The sequence below is a fragment of the Bacteriovorax stolpii genome (assembly GCF_002872415.1).
Lineage (GTDB): Bacteria > Bdellovibrionota > Bacteriovoracia > Bacteriovoracales > Bacteriovoracaceae > Bacteriovorax > Bacteriovorax stolpii.
On the sequence record NZ_CP025704.1, the window covers coordinates 2,938,693 to 2,964,299 of the forward strand.

The following is a 25,607-nucleotide window of genomic DNA, read 5'->3' on the forward strand; positions in this document are numbered from 1 at the left end:
ACTATCTACTTTTTCTTTGCTTTCTTTTTATCAGCTTTCTTCTCTACTTTCTTTTCTTCTTTCTTCACCGGCGCAGGCTCCGGGAAATTAAGTTTTACCACGACTGCAAAGTGATCCGAGAATCCCATCTTCTCTTTTGTCTTGGCACTTGTATCGAAACGATTCGGCACCATGAAAGTCTTAACGTCTTTTTCGTCTTCACTTCCCAGACCTTTTCTCACTTCTTTAAGTGCGAACTTTGGAAGATAAATTTCAAAGCTTGCTACGTCGATCTCAAGATTTTTACCATCCTTAAGAGCGCTGGTGAAGAAAATGTGATCCAGCATATTCCACTGATTTTTTGGCGGGTAATAGTAAGTTCCTTCCGGAAGCTTCTTTTTTACATCGTCGCTGATAGACTTATCAGCTTTGAATGTATCGGCCAGGTCAGAAAACAGGTTGTCCTTATAAAGAACTGTTTTAAATGGGTGCGGGTTGTTTTCATCAATCGTGTTGAAGTCCCCCATTGCAATAATTCCCATATTAGGATTTTTTGCCAGGATTTCTTTCACTCTCGTTGCCAGCACTTCTGCTGCTTTTACACGCCATGAATCTGGGTTTGCCAGTGAAGGCCAGTGGTTAACAAAAATCGTTAAGGGCTCTCCACCAACAGTGAATTCTACTTCAAGAATATTTCTTGATGGGTAATCAACTGGAACGTGGTGTTCAGCGCGAGAGATTTTTTTAATGTCCGGCGATGTTTTATATAAAAGAGCAACGTCTACACCGCGGTTATCCGGGCTGTCTGTCATCTCCATATTTTCGTAACCAAGCTTCTTAGCTAAACGTCCAACCACATTTGGGTTTTCCACTTCAACTAAACCAAGAAAGTCAGGAGTGCCTGCTCTTTCTTTAGTCACAACGTCGACGATCTGAGAAAGTTTGATTTCAACTTTTTCATCAGTCCAGTCAGCGTCGTAACACTCTTGTCTTCTGTATTTACTTTTTTCTTTGGCGCAGGCCTCTTTTTTTCCCGGAGCATCTTTTGGTAAAAAGCTCCAGTCAATTTTGCCTTCGTCGTGAGTGGCATCAAAAAGGTTTTCTACGTTGTATGACATAATCTCCACAGACTTTGCCTGTGCATTGACTGCCATAATCGCAAGTAGCAATGATAGAATCATTTTCATGAAGTAAGCTCCTTCTTAGGTGAATGAGCCTAAAATCTAACAGACTTAGAGTTCAGTGACTAGAGAAAGCACGTCGTCATGATGGGTTTTCGTTTTGACGTCATCCATTATGTGCTTGAGTTTCCCATCGCTCCCAATAATAAATGTTGTACGAAGAATCCCCATGTACTCGCGTCCCATGAATTTTTTAAGGCCCCAGACTCCGTATTTTTCAGCAATCGCATGATCTGGGTCAGAGAGAAGTTCGAAATTAAGTTTTTCTTTTCCAATGAATTTTTTAAGTTTTGCCGGCTCATCTGGGCTAATTCCAAAAACAACAGTGTTAGCTTTCGCCAATTCTTTTTTAGAATCGCGGATACCGCAGGCCTGAGTCGTGCATCCAGGAGTCATCGCTTTCGGGTAAAAATAAAGCACGATCGTTTTATCTTTGATTTTTTTTAGATCAACTTCTTCTCCATCTTGATTTAAAAGAGAGAATAAAGGTGCTTTTGTACCGACTTTAGGAAAGGCCATGAAATCTCCTACCACTTGTTTCTTAATTCACGAAGTTTAATGAAAATAGTTTTATCACTCTCACCCTGAAGCTGCAAATGCTTCTGAATCTCTGCTTCTCTCAGGCGAAGAAAAGTATTTATTTCACGCTCTTTTTTCATATCGTTGATGAAAAAGACTTCATTGAGATTAATGCCTTCTAATTTACTCAGATAGGCCTTCGCGCTTTTATTGCTGGCCTCAATATTAAGAGTAAATTCCAGGTTTCTTTTTAAATACTCATGCCCGGGATAAATAATCAGTTCATCTGGGTATTGAGAAAAAATTCCGCTAATTGTTTCATACAATACTTCCGGGTTCCCGCCGTTGTGACAGTTGCCAACTCCCGCATTGAAAAAACAGTCTCCAGTAAATAGTGCATGTGGTGCACCTTTTTCTTTGAGCATTAAGCAAATATGAGACATCGTGTGCCCCGGTGTAAAAACAGCTTCTAGTGACCAGTCCCCATTTCTATAAACCACATCTCCATCGCGAAGGCTCTTTGTTTTTCCCGGGATATTGGCCTTCTCATGGGCATAAACAGGACATGGGTAAGCTTTTAAAAGCTCCTCGTTGCCTGAGTAATGATCGCAATGATCATGGGTATTGATAATCCCAGCGAGTTTCTTATCTTCACCTAAAAAAACCTTTACTTCCGAGGCATTAAACGGATCAATGCAATAAATGGCCCCATCAGAAAAAGTGATTATATAGCAGAAGTTTCGTAGGGTATTCTTAAAGAAGATTTGCTGAACTTTCATAGGCTTCATACTATAATAGTTAAGAGAGGAAATACATTATGGAAGCTAGTTTTTTTACCAAAATTTTTTTAGTGGCCCTGTTTGTTAAAAGCTTGATTGAAAGCCTATTAGACAAGCGCAATATGGATCACATTATTAAACACAAAAATGAAGTACCGGAAAAATTCAAAGATCAAATCACACTCGCCGATCACCAAAAAGCTGCGAGTTATTCGGTAGAAAAAATCAAGGCCTCACAAGTTTTTCACCTGGTGGACCTAGTGGTTTTTTTAGGACTGACTCTCATGGGTGGATTAGAACTCATTAACCATTTTGCCATGGGCTTTTCAACAACACCGATTGTGACCGGGCTTATCTTTTTTGCTTTCCTGGGAATTTTTAGCAGTATTGTTTCTCTTCCCAAGACACTTTATTTTACCTTCGTTATCGAAGAAAAGTACGGCTTTAATAAAACCACATGGAAAACATTCTTAGGCGATATGCTTAAAGGAGCGCTGTTAACTGTGATTCTTGGTGGGCCAATCGCCTACGCTATTTTATGGTTAATGGCCAAGATGGGGAACCTGTGGTGGGTTTACACTTTCTTATTTTTAAGTGCTGTTCAACTATTACTTATTTTCATTTTCCCGACTTTTATCGCTCCGATCTTCAACAAGTTCACTCCACTTGAAGAAGGCGAAGTCAAAAATAAGATTCTCAATCTTCTTGCCCGTTGTGGGTTTAAAAGCTCAGGCCTCTTTGTGATGGATGCTTCAAAAAGAAGCGGCCACGGAAACGCATACTTCACAGGTTTTGGGAAAAACAAGCGCATCGTGTTTTTTGACACTCTCTTAAAAAGCCTTGATGCTGAAGAAGTTGAAGCAGTTCTTGCTCACGAACTTGGTCATATGAAAAAGAAACACGTGATAAAAGGAATGATTAAGGGATTTCTTTTTAGCTTTATTGGTCTGGCAGTTTTAGGTTACTTAAAAAACAACACGGCCTTCTTTAACGGCCACGGTGTTCAGACCATCACAGACTATATGGCCTTAACGTTATTTTCAATGGTGGCCGGGACTTACACTTTCCTTCTGACTCCACTTTCATCTTACACTTCAAGAAAGTACGAATACGAAGCCGATCAATTTGCCTCGGAAAATGCTCAAGCGGGAAAACTTATTTCTGCCTTAGTAAAGATGTATAAAGACAACGCCAGCTCACTGACACCTGATCCGGTTTTTAGTAAATTTTATTATTCTCACCCTCCCGCACTGGAGAGAGTGAGTTTCTTAGAGAAATTACAAGGCGTAAGGACGGAAGTCCGAGCGAACTAAAGAATACATATGCATATCGCGGGGTTTACCTTTTAAGTACATCGAAGCTTTTAAGGTCCCCTCGTAGTGCATCCCTAACTTTTCCATCACTCGTGAACTCTGCGGATTTAAAACATCACAACGACACTGAAGTCTTTCAATTGCAAAATGATTAAAAGCATAGTTGATGATCGCTTTTGATCCTTCAGCCACTAGTCCCTTTCCCCAATGCTCTTCACTTAAAGCATAGGCCAGTTCAAAGATACGGTTCTTAGGACTTGCCGGGATAAGCCCAACACTTCCAATAACTTTCCCTTTGGGATCATCCTTTAAAACCAATACCATTGGTTCGGGTGCTCCTTTAGCGTAAGAGCTTTGGGCATAATCAATAAACTTTTGAGTGTCAGCAATAGTCTGGTGTGGCTCCCAAGTTACATAACGGGCCACATTTGGGTTCTGGCAGTATTCAAAAATATCATTTAAGTCTGTTTGTTTTACTTTTCTTAAAATCAAACGTTCTGTTTCAAATGACTCCACAGGAAAAGGCGCAAACTCTTCCAAAAGAGGAAAGCTCTTCACTGCTTCTTTAAAAAAAGTTTCGAGTTCAGGAGTAAAAGCTGCCAGTCTATTGCAATCGATATCCAGCTCGGCCACAAAGTGTCCGGCCTTATCGGCAATCGGAACCACAAGCTCCGAGCGAGTCTTTAAACTACACGCAATATGAGTAGAATCCTTAGTCACATCGGCCACATTCACTGTGCGCTCTTCTCTTAGTGCCATTCCACAAAAACCGCGGTCAATAGGAATGCGGACGTGATCGGTATGTTCACCAATAAATGGCCCTAAAACTAAGTCTGTTGAGTTCAGTTTATGCAGGTAACTTTCTTTATAATAAATCCCAATCCAGTCGCACACTGCTGGTTGTTTTGATTTAAGAGTTTCAAGCCACGCTAAAACTTTCGCGAAATAAATATCCATATTAAGCCGTCTTGCTAAAAAGCACTTCGTTAAAAACCGTTTTTAAATGATCGAAGTATGGTTTTCTGTATTTTTCGATCTCATTATGTATCTCATGGTAAGCACCATCAAAAACTTTAAGCTGGAATGATTTATCCACCGTCGTAAAGTATTCGATCAAATCGCGGCTTCCCACTACGTGGTCTGCTCCCCCAACTGAAACATAACTTGGGCAAGTTGATCTCAGAGGTCTTGAGAAAGTGCTCTTAACCGTCTTCATAATTTCAAACATAAGTTTTGATTCAAGCTTCAGTGAATTTAATGGATCTTTGATATAGTCATCTTTTACACGAGGGTCGTGAGAAAGGTATTTTAAATCGACAAGTCCACCAAGCCCTACAGAATAAGGAAGGCTGCTTGCTGAATTAAAAAATCCCATCGGCAGAACTTTTACCAGTGTTCCCAAGAAACCGTCAGCACCACATGGTGGAGCATTGACGATTAAGCGCTCTGGATAAATATTTTCATCCACATAATTTTGAATGAATGAACACGTGATGAGAGCACCCATTGAGTGTCCAAAAAGCACGTAGCGGTTCATGCGGTATTTTTCTTTTAAAAATCTCGTAATCTCTAAAAGGTCTTCCATATAAAGGCTAAAATCTTCGATATAAGCTTTTTTCCCCGTGCTTCTGCCGTGGCCTCTTAAATCGTATTGAAAGATGTTGAAATCGTGGCCGAAGAGGTCCACTAAGTATTTGTGGCGCTCAAGGTGCTCCTGGACTCCATGAGTAGCAATAATCCAGACCGGGCTTCCTGACTCTTTCACCTGTGTGTAGAGTTCTGCTCCGTCGCGCATTTTAAGAAATTTTTTATCCATGAACATTGGGGCCCCCAAAAAGAGTGATGCCCCAATTCTACAATAAGATCTAAATAAAAAACAGCCTCGAAATTATTTCTTCAGCAGGCGGCACTCACGCCCTTGGTATGAGTATTCAGTGACTTCGTTTAGAGGTACAACTTCAATACCTTTGTCTCTGAAAGTCTTTAAAAGAACTTCTACGGTGTCTACCGAACGAGAATGGATATCGTGCATTAAAACCACGCCTCCGCCCATTGGGTTTCTGATGGTATACTTCTCTTTTTTAGGTTTCCCCGACCATCTTCCCTTCACCATGTTGTAAGCTGTTCCGCCTTCAATGTTAGCAAGGATATTTGAAATAACATCGCCCTGATCCATTGGTTTTAACCAATCCAGAGAGTCAATGTCCCAGAAAGCAAAGTTGATACAGTTATCGCCAAAAAGTTCCTGAGAAACTTCTTTCATCACGTTCATATGGTGGTATGAAAGAGAACCTGCTCCATACGCTCCGTATGGAAAACGGTAGTAGATCTCTCTGTTGGGAGCATCGACGCTCTCAAGCACCTGAGCGACGTTTAAAATCGATTTTTTTAATCCTTCTCTGTAATCCACTTCTGACTTTGAATTGTTGTTCTCATGATCGTGGTGGTGGCTGGCGATGATATGGCCTTCACTTGCTACACGCTTAATAAGTGGAAGAGTTTTATCGTTGAATTTCTCTGAAAGCATAAAAAATGTCGCTTTCACATTGTACTTCTTTAGGATTTCCAGAAGACGTGGAGTTTGAACTGGATCTGGTCCATCATCAAAAGTTAAAACCACTTTTTTTGTTCCAAAAAGTGAACGCGTTTTATATTGGTCAAAACCAGTATCTCTTCCAGGTCTATAATCTTTTCCTTCTTCCGGGAATTGTTTATCTGTAATCACCTGAGCGTGGCCAAGAGACGATAAAAGTAATAGTGCTGAAAGTGCTAATGTTTTCATTTTTTATCCGTGTTTGTTAGTTGCAAAGTTTTTCAAAATCAGGGTTCACTTTCCCCGCCTCATACTTGATCATTCTCCAGTTATGAGCTTCATCGGGATTATTTTTAAAGCGGCAAAGGTTTCTAAAGACACGGTCAGTGTCGTTGCTACCTAAGGCCATTTTTTTTACATTTTCTAAAACGCTGATCACCGTATTGGCATCAGACATAGCAAAGACTTCTTCAATTTCCTGAGCGACCAGACCTTTATCAGAAGGATTTTTTCCTTTTGCGATACGAAGAAGAGCGTCTGCTTTCGCTGTTCCTGTATAATCCGCGGTCAATTTAATCAGCTCATCTGTCTTTATACTTTCGCTGTCAAATTCACGTAAAATGTCCAGCGCTTCAACCTGAAGCATTTCTGCATCAGAAGCAGCTAATTCATGCAACATTTCCCAGTTCACCTGAGACTTAAGAGATTCATCTTTTCTGAGACTCTCTTTCATAATTTTTAAGTTTCTGTTGATAAGAATGTGCGCCGGCGTTCTCTGGTCATCAAAGTACGCATCGTCCTCACCTCTTGTCGTCATTCCACAGAAGTCTTTTTTCAAGCAAGCATACATATCAGGGATATTGTTTTGAGCGGTTTTAAAGAAGCCCTGGGCATTCTCGCGGCTTACCAGTGTCTCAGGTTTCGCAGCGTAATTCGTAATCTGCTTCCACTCGTCGCCTTTGATGTTTTCTGGTTTTAAATTTTTTGTGATTTTTGCAAAATCGCCTTCTAAAATTTCTTCCGGCGTTTTGTCTGTTTTGACTTCAGCTGTCTCAGAAGGGACAGGAGTGGTGGTGGAAAGTTTCCACCACACTCCTATTAATCCCATGACAACTAAAATAAGGGCAATTATTTTTTTCATCTGATACTTTTAATTACTTTAAAATTTTATCCAGTGCAGTTCTGTTGTTAGTAGCAGCTTTTAGGTTGCTTGTTACTTCCATTACAGCGTCAGCAACTTCTTGCTCAAGTTTAAAGTCAGCAACCATATCTACTGATAGAGTTCCTTTGAAGTCTAAAATCTTGTTCAGGTTTTTCTCGAATCCTTTGTCGTGGTGCTTGTATGGTGATGATGAATCATCAAAGCGACAAGTTTTAGAAATTGATCCTGAGTTATATTGTCCTGCCCACACACCTCTGATTAGGTTGATGTAGCTGACTTTTTTCTTTTTAAACAGACCTGATTCAGCAATACACTTGTACTCTGTTACGTTTCTGTAAACCGGGTTAAAACCTTTCATCAAGTGACCGATTCCGTACTCAAGAGTTGATTGAACACTTTCGTATTTCTTATTGGCCAAGAAATCATCAAAGTGCCATCTGATAGAAACTTGCATTAGAGATAGATCTGTACCATCTCCACCGCGGATGATTTGTGTAAGTTTATCTGTCTTGATGTTTTCGCAGTTTGGAAGAAATGGTTTTTCTGCAGTCTTGAAGTATTGGTTAAACAGGCTGTAGTTTGTTTCTCCTGCTTTTTTAACCAGGTCACCGTTGTTGACTTCAGTTCTACAAACGTCTGAACCTTCTACGCCTCTGTACTGGATGTAAAGACCTTCTTGCATAGGAACTGTAAGCGCCATAGTAAGAATAGCGTAATAGGCCTGAGTGTCTCCGGCCTCAAGGTACTTTTGTCCTTGTCTGTCGGCTTCTTTAAGAATTAAACGAACCAGGTCAGATCCGTACTTATTCTTAGAAGCTGCGTCCCCTTGGTCGCGGAAAACTGGACCCGCGAGAGCGATTTCCGGGTTGATTGTGTACATCATTTTGTCTAGAGCCTTGTTACGTGCCGGCTCTCCAGCGAAAGCTGATGTAGTTACGAGTGAAAGTGCTGCGATAGTCCCCAATAATTTTGTTGTCATAGATTGCCCCCCATAAATTTTGTAGATTTTTACTCGTCCGAAAAGGCCTTTTACAAGGGGGGCTGTATTTTTTTTACGGCATGAAGATTTTTCATACAGAGGGTTTTTTGCTGGTTTTTCAATTTTTAGGGAGCTAAAAGATCGCCACTATTTAGGACTCATTCTCAATCCATTTTAACGGGGGAACACACATGAGAAAACACATTGCGCCTATGATGCTGCTTTCAGCATTGGCCATTTCACCAGTAGCTCACTCACAAGACGCTGCTCTAGACAACGCAGAAGTGACAACACCTGCGGTTACTACTTCAAGCAATATTTATTACATTGCTCTAAACGGACTAAGAGTTCGTTCAACTCCAGAAGACGCTGGTAAAACAATGGGCGTTCTTTCACTAAACGAAAGAGTACGTCTGGTTAGCCCTGAACTTATCAATGGCAAATACGTTCAGATCGAAATCATCAAAACTGTAAACAAAATGCTTCCTTCAGAAAAATACTATGTTGTGCGCGAGTACCTTTCTGAAAAAGTCATCGACTACAAAGAGTTCACTGGAAAGTACTTCACTGTTCTAAACGTAGCGACAGAAACTCTTCGTATCTATGAAAGACAATGTGCAGACAATTCTTGTCCACACAAAATGATTATGGAAACTGAAGTTGTTGTTGGTGAAGACCGTGACCACCCGGCCGCTGAAAAAGGAAAAGGACGTTCAGTTCTTGGATCATACCGTCTAACTGGATGGGCTAAATTCTACCAAGATGCTGAAGGACACTACCCTGCTTGGTACAAAGACGGATACCCAGACCTTCCAAAAATCGGTGAAAACGACTGGACTGACTGGTTTAAGAGTAAGTATATGCCAGCAGACGCTAACGGTAAAAAACATGGTTCAATGAGAGGAGCTTTTGGATGGTACGCTGGTTTCGTAGCTCCAAACCCATACGGACAATGGACACACGGTACAGTTGGATGGGGTGAAGACAAAGATAAGTACATCAAGAAAACAAAAAAACTTATCACAAACATTGTTTCTGACCCAAGAAGCTCTGGTTGTACAAGAAACAATAACGAAGCTGTTGCTTTCATCAGACAAATTATCGACACTGGTGCTCCAATGATCAAGATCTACGCTAAAGAAGCGCTTCTTGACCAATCACTTTCTGACTACAGAGAAGATGGAAAACAATGGCAGTACATCATGACAAAAAAGGCCGGCGAAAAAGCTGACCGCGCAGAAGTTCTTCAATCACTAAAAGTTAGTGGAAATGAAGTTGATACATTCTGGGCAGCAAAACGCGCTGGTGGAGATTTAATTCTTGATCCAAAGAGTCCACTTAACCAAATCCTTGAAGTTGGAACGTACGATATTGATAACCAACCAACAGTTATCGAGTACACTCCAGGGGAAAAAATGGGAAAAATCAAACGCTCAGTGGGAAGAAAAGGAAACGTTTACGGTGTAAAATCACAGGATATGTCTGACGGTGTATTCTACATTGACGCCGGAGTCCTTTCTGGTTACCACCACCCTAAAGCGATCCTTGAAGTAAGTGGTTTTGAAGATGAAGAAACTCCTCCATGGATGAACATCTCTAACTTAAACAGATAATTAATTGCAAAATTGATATCGGCAAACTTGAGGCCCCTTTACGAAGGGGCCTTTTTTTTATATGATTGTCTCTCAACTAATCGGACGAATGTTCGACTAAGGATAGACAATGACAACGAATTTCTCAAAAACGCCCTCGTACGATTTACTTCATTCATTAACATTCTGTGTATTCGACCTGGAAACAACCGGTGGGAATCATCAGCACGATAAGATCATTGAAATCGGTATGGTACGTATTAAGAACCTGCAGATCGTTGATCAAAAGAGCTTTCTGATTAATCCAGAAGTTCACATTCCTGAATTCATCCAAAAACTAACCACAATCAAAGACACCGATGTTGCCGATGCTCCGGTGATTGAAACAGTTATTGATGAAATCCTGGAGTTCATGGGAGATTCAATTCTCGTGGCCCACAACACGTCATTTGACGTGCCTTTCTTTAACTCTGTCCTAAAGCGCTTAGGGAAGCCGGAGCTGCAAAATAAGTCGATTTGCACTAACCTCATGACGAAATACATGATCCCTAACATCTTGAGCTCGAACTTAAATTACATGAGTAAGATTTTCGATCTCAAGCATCAGAAGGCCCACCGCGCCCTGGACGATACAATGGCCTCGGCAGAACTTCTGCTGAAATACCTTTCAATCTTTATTCACAAGAAGATCGCTAAGGTTAACAGCCTTTATTACCCGAAAAATAAGTTTGAGCTGGATCGTATCAACTATAAAAAAGATGTTCCTCTTGAAGGAATTCTTGAACAAATCAACTCTCTGACAACTCCCTTTCTGGTGACTTTAAAAGGTCAGGAAGGAGTGGTGCTTTTTTCTATGCCTTCCCATGGAAGAGCTGATGAAAAAGCATACATCATTGAGAAAGTTAAAAAGATTCCTTACGAGATGCTGACTCTTAAACTCACTGGCCCTTATTTCCAGGGTCTTCTGGAAATGTCGTCTTACTTCTCTAAAATCAGTGATGAGCTGGAAATTGAAACGATTAAGAAGCTGTGCGAATTTAACGGTATTGACTCAAAGACTGTCGATCTTCAGCACCCCCAGGAAATGCCAGCGGACTTTATCGTGGTTAATCACCTGATCCCTGAACAGTACGTAATCTACCCGCTTCGAGCCCTTCACCAGAAGCTGGAGCTGGTCTTCCGTTACCCGACTCACCAAAATAAACTGGTTCAATACATCAACTCTAAGAGTGCGAGAATGGCCCAGGGGAAAATGAAAAAAGATCACTTGAACCCGATGATTAATAACTTTTTGATCGCCTACTTAAAAGGAAGCCGCGACACGCTTCTTATTCAGCGCCAGAATGCCAAAATCACCAATCAGGACCTAAAAGACCCGATTGAAAAGTTTATGAGTGAAAACCCGAACGACTACGATTTCCCTCATAAGTATCTTTAGTGCCTAAGAGCGATAGATAAGGCGGATTTCCTGTTTTAGGAAATTAACCTCTAGTTTTTCAAAAACCAGTAAGTGTTGAATCAGTTTTGACTGAACGATTTTATCTTCGTACTCGAAGTCTTCATCCAGTTTTAAAACGATTTGATTAGAAAACTCCAACACCTCTCCCGACAATGCCCCATGCTGAACCTGAGTGACCAGGCGGTGGTGGGCAAAAGCAGTCATAAGTTCACTGCAGATTAGATAAAAAATCATCGACATAATCGAGGCATTGATCTGATGAGAGAAATGCTCCAGTGTCGGTGAGTATTTCATATCTAAGCGCAGGTTAGATTCAATCATTCTAAATCGCAGAAGATTGATGGCCTGATCAAGAGAGCCTTTAATAGAAACCTGGGTGTGGGTACTTGGAGAAAACTTAGAAAAACCCAGAAAGATTTCTACCAGCTCTTTACATCTCTTGGCCCCACTCTTCATGTCTTCTAAATCAGACAGAGCATCCGGTGACCAGTCGTCTTCCAGAGAAAGAAGCGACAGGGCCGCTAAAATCCCCGCCAGTGGGTTATTTAATTCGTGGGCAATAGAACTCGAGATAATCCCTAATTCATCCACTGAAGAGGCTTTTTTGGCCGGCTTCTCTCCGCTTTTTTGGATTTGGTTTTTATCAGTTGTATAAAAAACAAAATACGAAACTTGAATTAAATTAATAGGAAAATCAATGCGTCTGATTTTATAGAAGTTCTGGAAGATTTCCGCACTTTCTGAATCTTTAAAACGCAGGCATTCTTTTGGAAGAATTCCAATCTTGGCAAAAGATTCGTTGTAAATAAGAAGATCCCCAAGGCTTGAAATAACGGCCATAGGGTAAGGGATTTTTGAGAAGATCTTTTTCCAAAAATCAATTTCGCCATCACTTTTAACTAGCTTTTGATCGAGGATCTGAAGTGTGCGCATACAAGTTGAAAGTAGAAGCTCGACAAACTCAGCATCTTTTTTCACATCGAAATGCTTGAAACGCATAAAAAGATAATAATCTTCACTTGGAAGCTTAAAAATAAGAGAGTTCTCATCAACCTGCAGTTCTTCCTGAGAAAGCCCACTGCTTGTGACCAGGGCAAGAGCTTGAAGCTCATTGCTCTTTTTTAAAAAACTTTTAAAATGCGTGTTCCAACTAAGAAGAGACTCTTCTTGTAAAAGTAGCATCTCTAAATCGAGGATGGATTCAAAAATCTTTTTTGACTCCGCTCCATTGGCCTCGATATTAATTTCATCCAGGTAAGTTTTAATAACATCGTAAAGCCTCTCGCTTTCTTTGATTCTCTCCTGAATCTGCAGGTGACGCTCGGCCAGGAAGAATTTATCAATGAAATGCGAGATCTCTTCATAAGAATTGAAATTGATCTTACTTACTGACAGCCCATCGCTTTGGTCCTGGGCCGGCAGAACAATCATCTTATTTTTAAAACGACTTACTTTTCTCAGGTTCTTTTTCTCTACAAAAAAAAGCCCGGGAGTAAAGTCATCTAAATCTTGAATATTGGTGGCGTACTTGATTTTCTCTTCTTGCAAAACGCGAACAAGAAACTCTGATTGATCTTTTGAGATCAAGTTTGGATCGACAACGAATTGGATTTTGGTTTTCCCTTTAGCCTTCATTGGATTTTACTTTTCTCGAACCGTCGTGGAAGTGAAGGTTAAATGACACTCCTTTTGGAGCTTTATCAAAATCACTCGTAGAAGCTACCACTTTCCCCGCCTCTGTTTCCAGGTAACCATAACCACGCTCTAAAACGTTTTTAGGGTTTAAGACTTTTAAGACATCGCGGGATTTATCCAGGCGGTGGTGATAGTCCTTAAAACGTTCTTTTAGAATCTGCTTCATCCTCTCTAAGTTTTCATCCAGGCTTAAATAGAACTCATGAATGTTCGTGAGTTCATGTAAACGCTGATGAATAGCACATCTTGAAAGGCGCTTTTGAAAAGAGGCCAGCCTCGAAAGAAGAATATTTAAAATAGCATGCGGATGAGCATGCTTAAGCCTGTTTTCCAGACGGCTCATCTTATAATCCATCACATTCTTTAAGCGCGAGCGAAGATTGGTCATTTTGTCTTTAATCATCGTCTGGTGATGAGTGATGACTTCCGCTGCCGCTGACGGCGTTTCACAGCGAAGATCGGCGACAAAATCAGAGATAGAAAAATCGACTTCGTGTCCGACGGCACTGATAATAGGGATCGGGCAATTAAAAATATCGTAGGCTAATCCTTCATCGTTGAAGGCCCATAAATCTTCTAAACTTCCTCCCCCGCGGGCAAGGACGATCAAGTCGATTTTTTTAGCTGGCTCAGCTTCCATTGAATACTTAATCACATTGTGAAGAGAAGCACGGATCGCCCTTGGAGCATCGTCCCCCTGAACTAATGTCGGAATCACTAAGAGATCCATCCAGATAGAACGGCGGCGGTAAATATTAATGAAGTCCTGCAGGGCCGCTCCTCTTTGAGCGGTAATGATGGCCACGCGTTTAGGCATTTGCGGGATCGGCTTTTTTTGATCCATATCAAAAAGGCCTTCGCTGGCGAGTTTTCTTTTTAATTTTTCAAACTGCTCTTTTAAATCCCCTGTTCCCACCGGAACAATTCTTTTTACGATGATTTGAAACGTTCCTCTTTTTGGATAAACGTTGATATCACCGACAACCACAACCTTCGATCCATCTTTGATGGTTTTCATTAGAGGGTTTCTTAGGGCATCCATTTTAAAAAGGGCAGCACTAATAGCTGAGTCTTTATCTGAGAGCGTGAAGTACCAGTGCCCAGATGAGGACAATGATAAATTGGTGATCTCTCCTTCGATGGAAACGTTAGAGAATTCATGTTCGAGTAAATTTTTGATTTCCCCGACGATTTCGGAGACTTTTTTAACTTCTAGACTCATTGCCTACTAGTATTACTAAAACGATGGAGCGTGAAAAGTTTAAAGGCCTGTTGCTAGGAGTTATTTGGGCAAAAAAAAGACCCGCCGAAGCGGGTCTTATAAGTTTTTTAGAATTTTAGGGTCTTGATCAGGCCGATATTTTTTAAATAATTGATGGCCTGGTTGACTTGGTAGTCTTCACCTGGGGCCACGCGCTTAGAATCCTCTTCATCATCTCCAGCAACGACCGGCTCTTTTGCTTCAGGTTTTTTCGCCTGCTTTTTCTTTTCTCTCATCGCTTTAAATCTTTCCGTGCGCTCGATTCTTTCTTTAAGCTCCTGCTCTTCGCGGATCTTTTTTTCTTCTGCTGTTTCAATCGTCGCTGTTAAGTGATTCTTTAAATCTTTTTCTCTGATGAAACTCGACTCTTTTCTGTTTTCATCATACCACTCGCCTTCAGCTTCACCGATTGTGACATCAGGATTGATTCCTACGGCCTGGATCTTTCTTCCAGAAGGAGTCATGTACTGGGCGATTGTCAGTTTCACACCGCTTGCATCATCGATTTTTGCCACAGACTGAACTGAACCTTTACCAAAAGACTGAGTCCCCATGATGATGGCGCGTTTAGCATCTTGTAGGGCACCCGAAACGATTTCAGAAGCTGAAGCTGAAGAGCCGTTAATCAGCACCACAAGTGGCACTTCAAGCTCTTTATATCCACTCTTTTTCACGTAACGGATTTCTTTATTTTTTGGATCGCGACCTTCTGTTGAAACAACGATTCCATCTTTTAAGAAGATTGAAGACACATCGACTGCCTCATCCAGTAATCCACCTGGGTTTGAGCGCAGGTCAAGGATTACACCCTTTAAAGGTTCTTTCTTTAGCTGCTCTCTCATTTTCTTTAGAGCATCAACAATATACTCAGCTGATTTTTTCTGAAACTGAGTCAGGCGAACGTAAGCATAAGCATTTTGTAGCAATTCATACTTAACCGGCCTTAGGTAAACAATCTCGCGAGTGAGTTCAAAATTTTTCACTCCGTCCACGCCATCTCTGACAATTCCCAGGACGATTTTTGATTTCATTTTTCCACGTAGTTTATCGATGGCCTGCTGAAGACTTGCTCCTACCATCGACTCGTGATTGATTTCTACGATTTTATCTCCCGCTTTGATTCCCGCCTTAAATGCTGGTGAATCTTCAATCGGAGTAATAATAACCAAAACACCATCTTTTTGAGTGACTTCAATTCCAAGTCCACCAAACTCTCCCGATGTCTCTTCCTGCATTTTTGAGAAGACTTCGCTATCGAGATAAGCAGAGTGAGGATCAAGGGTATTCATCATCCCGTTGATGGCCCCTTCAATAAGCTTATCGGTGCTGACTTCGCGGTAATACTGCGACTCAATAAGGTAGAGAACCTTGTTGAAGAGTTCTAATTTTTCATAACGTGATTTTTTTGCAAGATCTTCTGCTGGAGCTGCAAAAGCAGCACTAGACATTAACGACAGACCGACCAAGAGACTGGTCACAGCTCTCTTCATAACGACTCCTTCCATGGTTATTTGCCTAGTGAGATGAATTTTTCGCGAGCGATTTCTTATCTAACAGCAAATATGTATTTTGAGCTAAATTATTTTTTCTAACTTCGAAATAAATTCTTCCCTCTCCCAGACCATTGCCTGATCTTGGATTGGTGAAACCTACGACCTGCGCATCCTTGACGCTGTCGCCGTTTTTAACTGAGTAATCAAACTGTCCTAAAAGAACAGTGCGGGTATCGTTCCCATGGTCAATCATCAGGACATTCCCGTAGTTTGCCAGCGTCCCGGTATAAACGATCTTACCGGCCTTAGTAGCGCGCACTTCATTTTTCCCGTGGAAATTAAACGTCACACCTTTTTTCTGGTATTCCATTGCCTGGTAAGAATAGATTGGTGGATAAAACTCTCCACCTGACAAAGGCTGAGAAGGAATCTTGATTTCTTCGGTTATTTGCATTGGGGCCAGGCGCTCGCGCTCTTCGACGATCCTTTTAGACTTCTGGTTGATGGCCAGCTTGTTTTTTTCTTCGTCAAAACGGGCCTTCATATCAGCATTATTTTTTGTCTGCTGATCCAGCGAGTTTCTAAGTTCGCGGCGTCTTTCTTCAAGCTCTCCCATCACGGCCAGGAGTTCTTTTTCCGTATCCATCGACTCTTGAAGCTTAGCGTATAGTCCATCGACGTCAGTCTGAAGGGCCTTGTTGGTCTTCATCATTCCATCGAGATCAGCAAGTCTCTTCTGCAGCTTTTCGATCATAACTTTTCTAGCAAGCATATCAGAAGAGTTTTCAGTATTTTCTAGTTTATTTAAAAGCACACCCATCAGAAGATTTTTAGTCTGTGAGTAGTTCTTTTTTAGCGTCTCGCTGTCGAAATCGGCATTTCTTCTGGCAGAGGCCAGGCTTTCTTCAATGCGTGCTCTTTCTTCAGCAAGCTTAAGATACTTTTTATTGTTAAGTCCCAATGTCACTTCAACATTGGCCACTTCTTTAGCTAAAGTCTGGATGTTTTTATTTTGATCCTGAAGCTTGCGCTTCATCTCAAAGACGTTAAGTTTATCAGCACTCTCTTCCTTGGCCTGCGGCACGCCGACAGCAGACTGAGCTGACACAGCTCCAGTCAAAACGATCAATGGAATAATAAGAAGAGACCTGGCCATCATCACGAGCGGCTCTCCCACTGGTATCTTTTGGCGTGAAGAAAGATCCCTACAATAAAGACAGCAAGGGCCACCAGAAGGTTGATTAATTGAGGCATTCCTAAAATAAAAGTGAAAGCGACAGAAAGAATGAAGATTAATGTCAGTCCATTTAAGGCCATCTTTAGTCCTACTTTCTTCTTTCTTTGGTAACTTTCAAGCAGATATGAAGCTTCGGCGATCTTCGCTCTTACAGAAAGAAGAGAGATCGTCCAGAAGATGAAAACAATGAAAAGATACAGCGAGTATCCCCATGTTTTAATCACGCCGATAAATTGAGCACGCTTATCTGCAATCTGGTCATTTGATTTGATCGCTCCAAGAGTGATGTTGCCTTCCCCTACTAAGTGAGAAAGGTAATCGCGGACTAAATCCTTTGCTCTTGGTTTAAGGTCTTTTGTATAAATAACTTTTAACCCGGCATAGTTTAAATCCAGGTTGGAATCAGTCATGTCCACCTGAAGTGAACCTAAGATATTTTTAACTTCTTCTTTGATCTGCGCTTCTGAAAGAATCTCAACTTTAAAAACTCCAGGGAGTGCGCTCATCTGGCGGGCCACTGACTGGTAAGATTCACTTGAAGCAATCAGCGCATAGAAATAATCCCCCGCTTTATTTTCAGGAATCATTCTGGTGAATTGCTCTTCTAAGTAGTTTTTTTGTCCGATTGAGAAAACAAAAAGAATAGAAAAGAAAAACAGAAAGAAGCCTCTTACTGGAGACTTAAATAAAATTTTAAAAAACTGAATTAGATAAAACATGCATTCCCCGAATACACTAAACGTCCATTGTCTAAATGAATAATTCGGCCGGTGAAACTCTTAATGAGATCCTTATTGTGAGTGGCCCACACGACAGTTAATCCGCGCTTAACATTGTACAGGTTAAGCACATCAAAAAGCCTTCTGGTGTTGTCGATATCAAGTGATGATGTCGGCTCGTCTGCAATTAAAACATCCGGGCGAGTCAGAAGCGCTCTGATAATAGCGACCTTTTGCTTAAGGCCCCCATTGGCGTCGTTAATTTTTAAATGAAGTCTGTCTTTGATTCCCAGGATGCGGGCAAGTTCATTCAGGTCTTGAACGAACTCTGCCTTGTTGGCATAGATTGAAGAATCATATGAGAACATTAAGTTCTCTTCACAAGTGTATTTCCCCATTAAACGTAAATCTTGAAAGACGTTGGAGATGAATAGACTTTTTTTACCTGAACCTTTTTCTGGTCTGATCACACGCCCTGAAGTCGGGTCTTGTAATCCTGAGAGAACTTTTAGAAGAGTTGTTTTCCCTGCACCACTAGCACCCGTAAGAAAAATAATTTCTCCACGCTCAATTGTTAATTGAACATTTTTAAGGGCCATAATTTCGTCGAATTGAACCGAGACGTCTTCACAATAAAAAATGGGACCTTTCTGGCCTTGTTGTTGTGGAGCTTTCATAGTTCTGTGGTTCGCTGTTTGAGAAAAATTTTGCATACTGACCATCACTCCTAAGTCCATCACAGAAATCGTCCTGATTCCTGCAGGAAATCCATACTAGATTTCCTAGCTAAATTTTAGCCTACATTTGGATTTTTAGATAGAAAATTGAATATCCATCAATTTTCCTCAGGTACTTTTTATAGGATTAACTAAAAGACCCGTCAATAACACCCTCTGCTAGGAGAAGTTCATAGGCAGAAGTCGAACAATAAACGTTCGGGATGAAGTTGTTACTGTTAAAAAGTCTGGAAATCAGCGAATTCTCGACGTCGGCCAGAAGCTTGATCTCCCCGTTTTCCATGGCCATCTTCACTGGATCGCGGTCCAGCAGGATGTTGTGCTTGCCGGTCGTTGAGCCGCGGGCCACGTTTTTAGGGGATTTGACGAACATAATCGACTTTTTCGGGATATCGGAAATGACCCAGTCAGAGGGTCCACCTTTTTTCTTTAGGAACTCTTCAATCTCTAAAAACTTCGCATGGGCGCGCTTGTAGTAGCGCTCAAGCGCCTGCGGGTCGTCCTGAGACAGAAGTCTCGACTTAAACTCCTCGCAACGAATCGCTTTTCCACCACTGGCCAAAAGAATCACGCGGGCCATGTCTTTAATCTTTGGATTTTTATCCAGGTCACCATTGTTGTAGTGCTTGTGAACTAAAGTCATGAAGTAATTGTCGTTGAAGCCGTAAAACTTCATCGGGTCTTTTTCGATCATCTCCAGCAGTTCGCTATATTTGTAAATGAAGCCTTTTTCTAAAAGATAATAACAAACTCTCTCAGCAATCGAGTCAAACTTCGCTCCACGAGGAGAGCGGATAACTTGTGAGTACCAGGAAAAACGGCTAGTCAAAAAGTCTTCCACACAGTGAAGGGCATTGTGACGAATCGTTAAGATGTCGTGGTTGTCTACGCGCTTAACCTGAAAGTGATATAGAAGATAATCGCGGTCGTATGAACCGTATGAAAGACCTGTGTAGTGAGCGTCTCTTAAGAGGTAGTCCATGCGGTCACAGTCAACTTCAGAGTGCAGGATTTGGTTTGCAAGAATAGACTCGTCTACTCCCTTAACTAAATCAGAAATCCTCTGCGGGTTGATGCCGTATTTTTTTAGAATATAAGTAATCCCACCCGGGTAATCTGTGTTTTTAATGATAAAAGCACCTAGGTTTTCATGGTCATCAGGAAGACCTTTTCCACCTTTCGCTTTTGTCGTCTCGCCGTACTCAATGTAGGCCATCTCTGTCGTGTGCGAGAACATAAACGTTCCCAAATCGTGCATTAAGGCCGCAAGACGCAAGCTCTTGTGATACACGCACTCAGGGGTTAAACAGCTTGCATCCATCAGTTCTTTTTCACTAACGGCGCGTCCGCACGACTCCAGGATTTTATGAGCGTTAAACATTACACCAATTGAATGGTGAAAGCGCGAATGCTCAGCTCCCGGGAAAACGTAACAAGAAAATCCCAGCTGCTTAATCCATCTTAAACGTTGATAAAACGGGCTGGAGATGATTTCAAATTCAATCGGGTTAAGCTTGATGAAGCCGTAGATTGGATCGTAAATGACGTGATTTTTTTGGTTAGGTTGTGAAGCCTTTAGGCCTTCTGAGTTTGCGACATCCATGTTCACACTTCTTTTTAGACAAAAAGGCCCACTCATCTATGAGCGGGCCTTCGTTTAATTAATTAATGTAGGTTCTTCTTAAGATTTTTAGTTTCTTTCTTTTTCTTCTTAACCGTGATCATTACTTTTTGCTGAATAAGCTCAAGCATGATCTTTGCTTCTCTTCTAAGATCGTTATCATTTACGAAGCGGTAGAAGTTTTCAATATCGATTGCAGTTCTAAAGTTCCTCGGAGTCTTCGGGCTCTCTACGACTGCTTCTGTATTTGTTTCTAGTGACATGGTGTATCCTCCAACTTTCTAATATTACTGTATTTCACCTAACAATTACAACAAATTAAGCTTCCTTATCGAACTCAACTCCGTAAGAGTGAAGTTTGTTGTATAGAGTCTTAACTGTAATTCCAAGAACTTTAGCCGTTTTTGTCTTGTTTCCACCTAGGTTTTCAAGAGTTCCCATGATGTGGTTTTTCTCTAGTTCTTCTAGTGTTACGTGTTGGAACTCAACCGGCTTAGCTGCTACTGGAGCTGCTGCTACGATTTTTGCTTCAGAAGCAGACTGGATGTGCTCGTCCAGGTGTAGTTTTTCAATGATTGATCCTTCTGCAAGGATGTAAGCGCGCTCTACTACGTTTTGTAGCTCTCTCACGTTTCCTGACCAGTTGAACTCTGTTAGAGCTTTGATCGCAGATGGAGAGAAAGACTTATGAGCTTCTTTCGCTTTATTTTGGTTAAGGAAGAAGTTCGCCATTAGTTCAATATCTTCTTTTCTTTCTCTTAGAGCTGGAGCTTTAAGAACAACTGTACTTAGTGCGAAGTATAGGTCTTCTCTGAATTTTCCTTCGCGCACTAGTTCCATAAGGTCTTTAGTTGAAGCAGAGATTAATCTTACGTCAGACTTAAAGAAACCATTGTCAGCTTTAATTCCCATTTTATTGTTAATGAACTGAACAAGTTTATTTTGGATAGCAGGAGTCATCTTTTCAATTGAGTTGATGAAAAGAGTTCCGTAATTTGAAACTTCAAGCATTCCCATGTGGTTTTCAAGACCAAACATTTCACGGTCAAGCTGAGCTTCGTTCATTGTTGAACAGTCTACAGTTACGAAAGCTCTGTCACGACGGTGTGATCTGCAGTGAATACGACGTGCGATCATTTCTTTACCAGTCGCCGCTTCACCCATGATGAAAGCAGAGATTTCTTTATCAGCAATTCTATCTACCAGAGCAAGAAGGTCTTTCATTGCCTGTGATCTACCGATGATTTCTTTTTCTAAGATTTTGAAAGAATCTTGAATCTTCACTCCAGAGCGTGACTCTTGAAGTTCTTTTTCTTTAAGTTCAATTGTACGAAGTAGAGCTTCGTTAAGGTTTTTAGCAGCAAGGTACATTTTCATGTTTTGGATTGGGCTCTTGATGTCTGCAAGGATCGACATACCAAAAGTCATATCTTCACGTGAGAACTCACGAGAGTTATCCAACATTTGACAGTGGATTGAACCAATAACAACACCGTCAGCAGAGATTGGAAGACAAAGCTCAGCTTTTACACCTAGAGCAGCTTCTCTTGTGAAAACCGGGTCTCTTTCTACTGTATTTGAAAAGTATCCTCTTTTTGTACGAGCGATATACCCAGCAGCACCAACACCTTTATCTAGAACCAGGCCGTTTGTTACTGCGTGTGCGTCTTCTGACATAAGGATTGCTGAACCGTTTTCCAGGATTTTGTAGACCTGAACTTTATGAGCGTTCATATGACCTTTGAAGAAAGCGTTTAGAGATGTAAAAAAGTGTGCTTCATCTAGGCTTAAAAGAAGAGATGAAGTTAGGTTTTCTAGGCTTGTCTTGTTGTTAATCATTGAACTAGTCATTGTAGAACTCCTGGACAATTTAGTATTAAAAACTGCGTTGCGTTACTCAGTAAATAATACAGTGCGTCTGAATATTTTACAAGACTAAAATGCTCGGTTGTCTAAAATTTTTTCCACATTTACGTGATTTCTAGAACTTATACCATCTAGGACTTATACAATTCCCGAATCCAGCGGTAATGGCCCCTAAAATCCCCCCATCACGGTCCATAATGTAGATATTTTGGTCGGCCTTCACTCGTGAGATAACACGCTGGCTAGTAAAGGCGATAAACTCCCCATCATTCGAATAGCTCGGGTCTTCATTAGAACCAAAATCCTTCGTCAGGCGGGCCAGACCCTGGCCATCAGATGAGATTCTGAAAAGGTCAAAAGAGTTATCCAGCCAAGAAGAGAAAACGATCTCTTTCCCGTCCGGTGAAAAGCGTGGAGTTGCATTGAACTGACCGACGAAGCTGATCCTCTTTACATTAGATTCGGTCCCGCGCGGGTCCATCGTGTAGATCATGGCCTTTCCAGGTCTATCAGATAAGAACGTCATTAATGAACCATCGTATGTAATAGAAGGGTCAACGTCCGAAGCAAAGTGACTAGTGATTTTTCTTAACTCTTGAGTCGCCAGGTTCATCTCATAAATTTCAGCGTTTCCTGAAACTGTCAGAGTAAGCGCAATACTCTTTCCACCTGTTAAGAAGATAGCTCCCGAGTTCACCCCATCTCTATTAGAGATGATTTTAGTTTCGCGAGTTCTCATGTCCATTAGATAAAGGTCGTTGTTTCTTTTCTTAGCTGAGTTGGAAATCAGCGAGTATATCAGGTAGCGGCCATCTTGAGACATAGAAGGAGAAATAACGATCCCGCCATGGTTTGTGATCTGAGTGACATTTTTTCCATCGAAGTCCATCATATAGACTTCTTTCACCGTTTTCTTTCCTCTTGTGTTTCTATCTGAAACAAAGACGATCTTAGAAGTAAAGATTGAATCCTTTCCGATGATTTGTTTATAAACACCGTTGGCCATCTCGTGCCCTTCTTTACGAAGAGTCGCGATCGTTACCATTTCTGTTTTGTTATAAATTTGCTTTCTGTTTTTAATATCTTCGAAAACAACCGTTACCTTCATGCCCTCGCCGGCCTTATCAACCGATGCCGTTCCTAAAAAGCGCACACCTTTAGACTGCCAGTACTCATAGTTTGTCGGCTGGCGAACAGATGTATTATTAGGAGCTGCTTCTACCAAGAAGAATTTCTTTTGGTAAAAAGAAAAATCGTTTCTCATCAGCTTTACGAGCTCTGAAGCTGCCGTTTTTTGAGCCGCTGTTAAATTTCCTGACATATATGGATCTTGAATGACCATTTTATCTTTTTCTAATGTAGCTTCACCAACAGCGACGATTGTCAGGTTATCATCCTGAGCAAATGCACCCACTGAAAGGAAAATCATCATAGCGACTAATAAACTTTTCATAAAACCTCTTATAAAGGGAAACCTAACAATATATCACCATTCATGGCCCTTCTTCCGAACTCTTCTTTAAGTGCCGGAAAAGGAGACGCTGTTTTCACAGCTTCGACTGCTCTTTGATCAAACTCATTGTCCCCACTTGACTGGTACACAACAGCTCTTGTGACTTCACCACTCATATTAAGCCATACGCGAATGCGGGCCTTGTAGTTTTTATCCATCAAGAAACTTGGAAGTTTCCAGTGAGGGCGAACTAAATCCGGAAGTCTTGAAGCATAGGCCTGGAAAGCTGTCATTTCAGCAGCTCCACCTTCTCCATACATCGCCGTTCCTTTAGATAATTTATTTCCAGAAAGAACCAGGTCTTTTAGTGCTGTCTCTTTACTGCCGTAAGCCCCTTTTTCAGCTTTCTGAGTTCCTTCAGAATCAACTTTTTTGTTTCCAATCGTCTTAAGTTTACTCAAGAAATCTTTTCTTTTCTGAGCGGCCTTTGCTTCTTCAAAAGTCGGACCAGCATCCGGTTTTTCTTCTGCGACTTTTGGTTCTTCTTTTGGTTCTTCTTTCGGTTCCGGTTTAGCTTCAACTTTTTCTACCGGCTTTTCAATCTCTGGAGCTTTTTCTTCACGTTTAGCTTCCTCTACACCACTTGAAAGATTTTTAAGTTCATTCAAAGTATGAGTTGGCATCGCCACCATATCGACTCGAACTGAGGCCTGGATCAACTCCAGGTTTTTTTCTCTTTCTGCGCGATTAAGATCAAACGCGACCTTTCCACCAATTAAAGTAGAGGCCACAAGTGCTGCGTGGATATAGGTCGAACGCCTTAAAAAGAAGTTAAACCCAGGGTGATTAAATTTTGGAGTTTGAAAGACTCTCATTCTTTATTGCTTCTTGTCTTTATTTTTTATCTTCTGTAACAGTAACCAGTGCAATCTTCTGGATTCCACCGCGCTTTAAGTGCGACATCAGTCTTGCCACTTTTCCATAAGCGAGACCGAAGTCTGCGCGAAGGAAAACCGTGTCTGTATTATTGGCCTTAAACTGCTTTTGAATTTCAGGAACCAATTCCCCTAAAAGCATTTTATCTTTCCCCAGGAAAAACTCTTCAGACTTACTGATTGAAACAATCACCTGAGTAGCGTTGAGGTTGACCGGGTTTACTTCTTTTGTTTTTGGCAAGTCGAGCTTAATTCCGTTTAACATTAAAGGGGCCGTTACCATGAAGATAACTAAAAGAACCAGCATTACGTCTACTAGTGGTGTGACGTTGATGTCGGAAATGGCTCCCTTTTTTTTACCTGTGCTAAATCCCATTTTAAACTCCGTACTATTCGATTACTGAACGCTCAACAACGTTAATGAAATCTTGTCCAAAGCTCTCCATTTCAGAATTCACTTTTTCGTTGATGCTGTTAAAGTGGTTGTAAAACCAAACGGCAGGAATCGCTGCTGCCAGACCTACTGCTGTCGCAACCAGGGCTTCAGCAATACCGGGAGCAACAGCATCGATTGATCCACCACCACCAGCAAGACCGGCGAAAGCGTCGATGATCCCCCAAACAGTTCCGAATAATCCTACGAATGGAGTTACTGAACCAATTGAAGCAAGTGTTGGCAGAAGTTTACTTAGTTCGTCGTTAGTTTCGTTTGCACCTTTTTTAAGACCGCGCTCTAAAACACCCATTCCAAAATTCTGGAAGTGAAAAGCTAAACCGCTTTGGTGTTGACCAGAGTAAGCCTCTTTCATTTTCACTAATTCTTTATAACCGTTTGTATAAAGAGCTTTGTATGGTGAAAACGGAAGCATCTCTGACTTAATCATGATGTCTTTTAAGTTTTCTGAGTTTTGGTAAATTTCATAAAAACGTTTATTGTTTTCTTCAACTTCAGAGAAAAGTTTTTTCTTCTTTAAGATGATGGCCCAAGAATAAACCGAAGCGGCAACTAAAAGTCCCAGTACGATTTTAACAATAATTCCTGAATGCCAGATAATGTTGAGAATATCTAATTTTGCGCCTTCCACAGTCTTTGA

24 protein-coding genes are annotated in these 25,607 nt (G+C 41.2%); 3 read left to right on the plus strand and 21 right to left on the minus strand.

The annotated features are described in order from the left end of the window. Positions 1–5: 5 nt before the first annotated feature. The 3 genes from C0V70_RS14395 to C0V70_RS14405 are packed head-to-tail and all read right to left on the minus strand — an operon-like array spanning position 6 to position 2,467. Entirely contained in the window at positions 6–1,166 is a 1,161-nt protein-coding gene (locus C0V70_RS14395) for an endonuclease/exonuclease/phosphatase family protein (protein WP_102244563.1), read from the minus strand. Between the two features lie 45 nt (positions 1,167–1,211). Next, complete coding sequence (bcp, locus tag C0V70_RS14400) at positions 1,212–1,679, minus strand: thioredoxin-dependent thiol peroxidase (protein ID WP_102244564.1); 468 nt, start codon at positions 1,677–1,679, stop codon at positions 1,212–1,214. Between the two features lie 8 nt (positions 1,680–1,687). Then, the gene (locus C0V70_RS14405; protein WP_102244565.1) at positions 1,688–2,467 is read right to left on the minus strand and encodes a hydroxyacylglutathione hydrolase; all 780 of its coding nucleotides are present in this window, start codon (positions 2,465–2,467) and stop codon (positions 1,688–1,690) included. Between the two features lie 29 nt (positions 2,468–2,496). On the opposite strand from C0V70_RS14405, the gene C0V70_RS14410 reads away from it, so the two are divergent. After that, the gene (locus C0V70_RS14410; protein ID WP_102244566.1) at positions 2,497–3,771 is read left to right on the plus strand and encodes a M48 family metallopeptidase; all 1,275 of its coding nucleotides are present in this window, start codon (positions 2,497–2,499) and stop codon (positions 3,769–3,771) included. On the opposite strand, the gene C0V70_RS14415 is transcribed toward C0V70_RS14410, so the two are convergent. The 5 genes from C0V70_RS14415 to C0V70_RS14435 form a co-directional block, all read right to left on the minus strand. Then, positions 3,736–4,728, minus strand: a complete 993-nt coding sequence (locus C0V70_RS14415) for a GNAT family N-acetyltransferase (RefSeq protein ID WP_102244567.1) — start codon at positions 4,726–4,728, stop codon at positions 3,736–3,738. The two genes, C0V70_RS14410 and C0V70_RS14415, sit on opposite strands and share 36 nt — an antisense overlap. Position 4,729: 1 nt before the next feature. Next, positions 4,730–5,593: an alpha/beta fold hydrolase gene (locus C0V70_RS14420; protein ID WP_102244568.1), complete on the minus strand. Its 864-nt coding sequence runs from the start codon at positions 5,591–5,593 to the stop codon at positions 4,730–4,732. Between the two features lie 66 nt (positions 5,594–5,659). Further along, positions 5,660–6,553, minus strand: a complete 894-nt coding sequence (locus C0V70_RS14425) for a polysaccharide deacetylase family protein (RefSeq protein WP_102244569.1) — start codon at positions 6,551–6,553, stop codon at positions 5,660–5,662. 16 nt (positions 6,554–6,569) lie between these two features. Beyond that, positions 6,570–7,445 carry a hypothetical protein gene (locus C0V70_RS14430; RefSeq protein ID WP_102244570.1) on the minus strand — a complete coding sequence of 292 codons (876 nt, stop codon included), beginning with the start codon at positions 7,443–7,445 and terminating at the stop codon, positions 6,570–6,572. 13 nt (positions 7,446–7,458) lie between these two features. Continuing rightward, positions 7,459–8,445 carry a hypothetical protein gene (locus C0V70_RS14435; RefSeq protein WP_102244571.1) on the minus strand — a complete coding sequence of 329 codons (987 nt, stop codon included), beginning with the start codon at positions 8,443–8,445 and terminating at the stop codon, positions 7,459–7,461. A 191-nt stretch (positions 8,446–8,636) separates the two neighbouring features. Between C0V70_RS14435 and C0V70_RS14440 the strand changes: the two genes are divergently transcribed. Both C0V70_RS14440 and C0V70_RS14445 read left to right on the plus strand, forming a co-directional pair. Then, on the plus strand, positions 8,637–10,058 hold the full coding sequence (locus C0V70_RS14440; protein ID WP_102244572.1) for a L,D-transpeptidase family protein: 1,422 nt from the start codon (positions 8,637–8,639) through the stop codon (positions 10,056–10,058). Between the two features lie 109 nt (positions 10,059–10,167). Continuing rightward, positions 10,168–11,475 carry a 3'-5' exonuclease gene (locus tag C0V70_RS14445; RefSeq protein WP_102244573.1) on the plus strand — a complete coding sequence of 436 codons (1,308 nt, stop codon included), beginning with the start codon at positions 10,168–10,170 and terminating at the stop codon, positions 11,473–11,475. 3 nt (positions 11,476–11,478) lie between these two features. Here C0V70_RS14445 and C0V70_RS14450 read toward each other — a convergent pair whose 3' ends face one another. The 13 genes from C0V70_RS14450 to C0V70_RS19315 all read right to left on the minus strand — a co-directional run bounded on the left by C0V70_RS14450 (position 11,479) and on the right by C0V70_RS19315 (position 25,598). After that, positions 11,479–13,131, minus strand: a complete 1,653-nt coding sequence (locus C0V70_RS14450; RefSeq protein ID WP_102244574.1) for a histidine kinase dimerization/phospho-acceptor domain-containing protein — start codon at positions 13,129–13,131, stop codon at positions 11,479–11,481. Beyond that, positions 13,121–14,413: an exodeoxyribonuclease VII large subunit gene (gene xseA / locus C0V70_RS14455; RefSeq protein WP_102244575.1), complete on the minus strand. Its 1,293-nt coding sequence runs from the start codon at positions 14,411–14,413 to the stop codon at positions 13,121–13,123. The genes C0V70_RS14450 and xseA overlap by 11 nt, the downstream gene beginning before the upstream one ends. A gap of 107 nt (positions 14,414–14,520) precedes the next feature. After that, entirely contained in the window at positions 14,521–15,942 is a 1,422-nt protein-coding gene (locus C0V70_RS14460) for a carboxyl-terminal processing protease CtpA (protein WP_158649696.1), read from the minus strand. A gap of 25 nt (positions 15,943–15,967) precedes the next feature. After that, complete coding sequence (locus C0V70_RS14465; RefSeq protein ID WP_133566593.1) at positions 15,968–17,122, minus strand: murein hydrolase activator EnvC family protein; 1,155 nt, start codon at positions 17,120–17,122, stop codon at positions 15,968–15,970. Continuing rightward, positions 17,104–17,901 carry a hypothetical protein gene (locus C0V70_RS14470; protein WP_102244578.1) on the minus strand — a complete coding sequence of 266 codons (798 nt, stop codon included), beginning with the start codon at positions 17,899–17,901 and terminating at the stop codon, positions 17,104–17,106. Before C0V70_RS14470 ends, C0V70_RS14465 begins: the two co-directional genes overlap by 19 nt. Beyond that, entirely contained in the window at positions 17,889–18,614 is a 726-nt protein-coding gene (locus C0V70_RS14475) for a cell division ATP-binding protein FtsE (RefSeq protein ID WP_158649697.1), read from the minus strand. The genes C0V70_RS14470 and C0V70_RS14475 overlap by 13 nt, the downstream gene beginning before the upstream one ends. Positions 18,615–18,765: 151 nt before the next feature. Next, positions 18,766–20,241, minus strand: coding sequence for an HD domain-containing protein (locus C0V70_RS14480; protein WP_158649698.1), 1,476 nt, complete (start codon positions 20,239–20,241; stop codon positions 18,766–18,768). 62 nt (positions 20,242–20,303) lie between these two features. After that, positions 20,304–20,522: a hypothetical protein gene (locus tag C0V70_RS14485; RefSeq protein WP_102244581.1), complete on the minus strand. Its 219-nt coding sequence runs from the start codon at positions 20,520–20,522 to the stop codon at positions 20,304–20,306. 55 nt (positions 20,523–20,577) lie between these two features. After that, entirely contained in the window at positions 20,578–22,110 is a 1,533-nt protein-coding gene (locus tag C0V70_RS14490) for a sigma 54-interacting transcriptional regulator (protein WP_102244582.1), read from the minus strand. Positions 22,111–22,240: 130 nt separating this feature from the next. Next, entirely contained in the window at positions 22,241–23,578 is a 1,338-nt protein-coding gene (locus tag C0V70_RS14495) for a beta-propeller domain-containing protein (RefSeq protein WP_102244583.1), read from the minus strand. A gap of 8 nt (positions 23,579–23,586) precedes the next feature. Continuing rightward, positions 23,587–24,453: a cell envelope integrity protein TolA gene (tolA, locus tag C0V70_RS14500; protein ID WP_102244584.1), complete on the minus strand. Its 867-nt coding sequence runs from the start codon at positions 24,451–24,453 to the stop codon at positions 23,587–23,589. Between the two features lie 19 nt (positions 24,454–24,472). Then, positions 24,473–24,889: a biopolymer transporter ExbD gene (locus C0V70_RS14505; protein ID WP_102244585.1), complete on the minus strand. Its 417-nt coding sequence runs from the start codon at positions 24,887–24,889 to the stop codon at positions 24,473–24,475. A gap of 13 nt (positions 24,890–24,902) precedes the next feature. Next, on the minus strand, positions 24,903–25,598 hold the full coding sequence (locus C0V70_RS19315) for a MotA/TolQ/ExbB proton channel family protein (RefSeq protein ID WP_102244586.1): 696 nt from the start codon (positions 25,596–25,598) through the stop codon (positions 24,903–24,905). Between the last annotated feature and the right edge of the window lie 9 nt (positions 25,599–25,607).